6 protein-coding genes are annotated in these 4526 nt (G+C 67.8%); all 6 read right to left on the bottom strand.

Annotated elements, in window-relative coordinates; translation table 11 throughout:
* Positions 1-856: amino acid ABC transporter permease (locus I5G_RS13315; protein WP_022879497.1), on the bottom strand; the 856-nt coding region annotated here is incomplete at its 3' end.
* Positions 853-1503: an amino acid ABC transporter permease gene (locus I5G_RS13320; protein ID WP_022879498.1), complete on the bottom strand. Its 651-nt coding sequence runs from the start codon at positions 1501-1503 to the stop codon at positions 853-855. The genes I5G_RS13315 and I5G_RS13320, both read right to left, overlap by 4 nt.
* 76 nt (positions 1504-1579) lie before the next feature.
* Entirely contained in the window at positions 1580-2500 is a 921-nt protein-coding gene (locus tag I5G_RS13325) for a glutamate ABC transporter substrate-binding protein (protein ID WP_022879499.1), read from the bottom strand.
* A gap of 104 nt (positions 2501-2604) precedes the next feature.
* On the bottom strand, positions 2605-3366 hold the full coding sequence (locus I5G_RS13330; protein WP_022879500.1) for an amino acid ABC transporter ATP-binding protein: 762 nt from the start codon (positions 3364-3366) through the stop codon (positions 2605-2607).
* 75 nt (positions 3367-3441) lie between these two features.
* On the bottom strand, positions 3442-4239 hold the full coding sequence (locus I5G_RS13335; protein WP_026095919.1) for an RNA methyltransferase: 798 nt from the start codon (positions 4237-4239) through the stop codon (positions 3442-3444).
* A 99-nt stretch (positions 4240-4338) separates the two neighbouring features.
* The coding region (locus I5G_RS13340; protein WP_022879502.1) for a 50S ribosomal protein L20 at positions 4339-4526 on the bottom strand (188 nt) is incomplete at its 5' end.

Here is a 4526-nt window from a genome sequence, read left to right on the forward strand (position 1 = left end):
CGGTGCCGGTCTGGCCCGGAGGCTCGGCGCCGGCGACGCGGGGCGCCTTCGGCGAGCGGCGCAAGCCGATCTCGACGCGGTGAGCCGCGTACGACAGGGCGAGGCACATCGCGACATAGATGACGCTCGCGATCATGGCGGCGGGGATCAGCGGAGAGCCGTACTCGCCGTTGGACCCCAACAGGCGCGCGAAGTACAGCAGTTCGGGGTAGGTGATGATGAAGCCGAGCGCGGTGTCCTTCAGCGTGACCACGAGCTGGGCGATGATCACGGGCAGCATCGCCCGGATCGCCTGCGGCAACAGCACGAGGCGCATGACCCCGGCCTTGCGCAGGCCGATCGCGTAGCCGGCTTCCCGCTGGCCGCGCGGCAGCGACTCGACGCCGGCACGGATGACCTCGGACAGCACCGAGCCGTTGTACGCGATGAGGGCGATGACGACGGCCCAATACGACGACATCCGGATGCCGACGACCGGAAGCCCGTAGTAGAGCAGCAGCATGAAGATGAGCACCGGAACGGCGCGGAGGATCTCGACGATCCATCCGACGGGGAGCCGCACCCACGCGTGGTCGGACATGCGCCCGATCGCGAGGACGAAGCCGAGGACGAGCGCTCCCACCGCAGCCGCGGCGAACGCCGCCAGAGTCGCGAGCGTGGCCTCGCCGAAGCGCGCCCAGATGGCGCTGTACGTGAAGACGTTCCACTTCGCAGCGGAGAACTGTCCGGTGTCGATGAAGCGCCACACCACGAACGCGATGACGGCGGCGACGAGGACGAGGGTCAGGATGCCGAGGACCCGGTTGCGCAGACGCGCCCGGGGCCCGGGCAGGTCGTAGAGGACGGAGGAGCTCATCGGGCCACCTTCCACTTCTTCTCAGCGGCACGCTGCACTGCCGAGAGCACCAGCACGAGCAGGACGAAGATCACCATGACCAGGACGATCGTCACGAGCTGGTTCTCGCCGTTCTCGCTCATGTTGGCGCGGATGTTCCCGAGATTGACCACCGAGAAGCCCGACGCCACGGTGGTGTTCTTCAGGAGTGCGATGAACACGCTCACCATCGGGGGGATGACGGACCGGGTCGCCTGCGGAAGGACGACGAGGGTCATGACCTGACCGAAGCCGAGGCCGAGCGCCCGTGCGGCCTCCGCCTGGCCGACGGGCACCGTGTTGATGCCCGAACGGATCGTCTCGGCGACGTACGTCGCCGTGTAGATGCCGAGACCGGCCACGGCGAGCGGGAGGAAGAACCCCCGAGGAACGTCGACGAGGAGCGGGACGCAGAACGCGAAGAAGAACAGCACCAGAGTCAGCGGGGTGTTGCGGACCCAGTTCACGTACACCGCCCCGACCGCTCGTGCGATCGGCACCGGCGAGACACGCATGGCCGCGACGATGAACCCGAGCACGATGGCGATGACGCCACCGCCCAGGAACAGGACGACGGTCCCCCACAGGGCCTGTGCCCACAGGTCGGGGTAGTCGAGGATCTGATTCACCGGTTGCTTCCTGTCTTCTCGTGATCGACGAGGTCGAAGGTGCGGGCGGCGCGTTCACGCCGCCCGCACCGCGTGATCAACCGGCGGGGTCGACCGCGGGCTGCTTGCCCTCGACGCCCGAGGCGCCGAGGTTCTTCTCGAAGATCGCCTGCCAGGTCGACCCACCGTCGGTGAACAGCGTGTTCACGAACTCCTGGAACGCCGTGTCACCCTTGGCGAGGCCGACGCCGTAGCGCTCCTCGCTGAAGGGCTCGCCCGCGATCTTCAGGTTGTCGGGGTCCTGGGCGGCGTAGCCGAGGAGGATGGCCTCGTCGGTGGTGACGGCATCCACTTCACCGTTCTTGAGCTTCTCGACGCACTGCGAGTACGTGTCGAACTCGACGACCTTCGCGGGCGTCTGCTCGCGGATGCGCTGGATCGGCGTGGAGCCGGTGACCGAGCAGACAGTCGTGTCGGCGGTGAGCGAGTCCTTGCCGGTGATCTTGTCGTCGTCGGCCGCGACGAGCAGACCCTGACCAGTCAGGAAGTACGGCCCGGCGAAGGAGATCTGCTCCTTGCGCTTGTCGGTGATCGAGTAGGTGCCGACGTAGTAGTCGATGTCGCCGTTGATCAGCGCCTGCTCGCGGTTCGCCGAGGCGATGGCCTTGTACTCGACCTTCGACTCGTCGGCCGGGTCGTAGCCGAGCGAGGCGGCGATCCAGCGCGCGATGTCGACGTCGAAGCCCTTGCGCTCGCCCGTCACCGGGTCGAGGTAGCCGAGGCCGGGCTGGTCTTCCTTCACACCGATGACGACCTTGCCCGCCGAGCTGATCTTCTCGAAGGTCTGGCTGCCGTCGATCGTCACGTTCGACGCGACCTCGCCCCAGACGGGGGCGTCGGACGAACCCTCGCCGGACCCCGCGTCGGGCGAACCGGGGGTGCCGCTGTTGCAGGCCGTGAGAGCGAGCAAGCCGGCGGCGATGACGCCGACGCCCGCGAGAAGCCGAGTTTTACGCATGTGATGTCTCCTTGGTTACGTGTGCTGTGCGGAGGGGATACGGGGGGATGGCACGTGTGCCGGAGGCGATGCGGGCAGCGGAACGCCGTCGTTCCGCCGCGGAGTCAGTGGGTGATGAGCTTCGAGAGGAAGTCCTTCGCTCGGTCGGATTCGGGCTGGGTGAAGAAGCGCTCCGGAGTCGCCTGCTCGACGATCTGCCCGTCGGCCATGAAGACCACACGGTTCGCGGCCTTGCGGGCGAAGCCCATCTCGTGGGTGACCACGATCATCGTCATGCCGTCGGCGGCGAGACCCACCATGACGTCGAGGACCTCGTTGATCATCTCGGGATCGAGCGCGGAGGTCGGCTCGTCGAAGAGCATGACCTTCGGCTTCATGGCGAGGGCGCGGGCGATCGCCACGCGCTGCTGCTGACCGCCGGAGAGCTGCGCCGGAAGCTTGTCGGCCTGGTGCCCGACGCCCACGCGGTCGAGGAGCGCGCGCGCTTCTTTCTCGGCATCCGCCTTCTTCATCTTGCGGACCTTGATCGGGCCGAGCGTGACGTTCTCGAGGATCGTCAGGTGAGCGAAGAGGTTGAAGGACTGGAAGACCATGCCGACATCGGCGCGCAGCTTCGCGAGCCCCTTCCCCTCTTCGGGCAACGGAGCGCCGTCGATCGTGATGCTCCCGCTCGTGATCGTCTCGAGACGATTGATGGTGCGGCACAGGGTCGACTTGCCCGACCCGGAGGGACCGATGACGACCACGACCTCGCCGCGGTCGACGGAGAGATCGATGTCCTTCAGCGCCTGGAATTGGCCGTAGTGCTTCTGCACGTCGGAGAGGACGACAAGGGGCTCAGGGCCCGCCGGGGGAACGGATGCCATCCCTCCACCCTATGAGATGGATAAGAATGCGCCACCTCGTGGCCTCGGCCTTAACCGTTCTGTAACAGCCGGGGTTCAGCCCGCTCGCTGCGCGAACGCCGTCTCGTAGAGGCACACGCTCGCGGCGGTGGCGAGGTTCAGCGACTCCGCACGCCCGTAGATGGGGAGGCGCAACGACTGGTCCGCGAACGCGAGCGCGGCGTCGTCGAGACCGCGCGCCTCGTTGCCGAAGAGCCACGCCGTGGGCTGGGACAGCAGACCACGGGATGCCACGAAGTCATCGCCTCCGACATCGGCGGCGACGACCCGGAGCCCCGCCTCGTGCACGCGCTCCACGACGTCGGCGAGCTCGAGATCGACCGCGACGGGGAGGTGGAACAACGAGCCCGTGGTGGAACGCACGACCTTGGGGTTGTACAGGTCGACCGTTCGTCCGGTGAGGATCACGGCGTCCGCGCCGGCGGCATCCGCGGCGCGGATGATCGTGCCGAGGTTGCCCGGATCGCGGACCTCCTCGCAGATCGCGAGCAGCGTCGGTCCCTCGGCGAGGATGTCCTTCAACGCCGTCGGCGACTGTCGAGCCACCGCGACGATGCCCTGCGGCGTGACCGTGTCGGCCATGGCATCCAGGACCGCCTCGGTCGTGTATTGCAGGTCGACCCCGGCGTCGATCGCGGCATCCCGCACGTCGGTGTGCTTCTCCAGAGCCGTCGGAGTGGCATACAGCTCGAGCACCGTCTCCGACGCCCACGCGAGCGCTTCACGCGCGGCCTGCGGACCCTCGAGGAGGAACAGACCGGTCTCCTGCCGAGCGGCGCGTTTGCTCAGCTTGGCCACGGCGCGCACACGCGGCGAACGAGGGTTCTCCAGCACGGTCCCAGTGTATGGCGCGAGAGGCATGAACCCCGGGAACCCGCGGAGAAATGCCGAACGGGCGCCCTCCGAAGAGGACGCCCGCTCAGGAAACCGGTCTTACGCGGTCTTGGCGGCGTTGACGTCGCTGGGCAGCGCAGCCTTGGCCGTCGCGACGAGCGACGCGAACACGGCGGGCTCGTTGACCGCGAGCTCGGCGAGCATGCGGCGGTCGACCTGCACACCCGCGAGGCCGAGGCCCTGGATGAAGCGGTTGTACGTGAGGCCGTTCGGCGGCTCGCGGCGTG

The sequence above is a fragment of the Microbacterium sp. B19 genome, assembly GCF_000333395.1.
Taxonomy (GTDB): domain Bacteria; phylum Actinomycetota; class Actinomycetes; order Actinomycetales; family Microbacteriaceae; genus Microbacterium.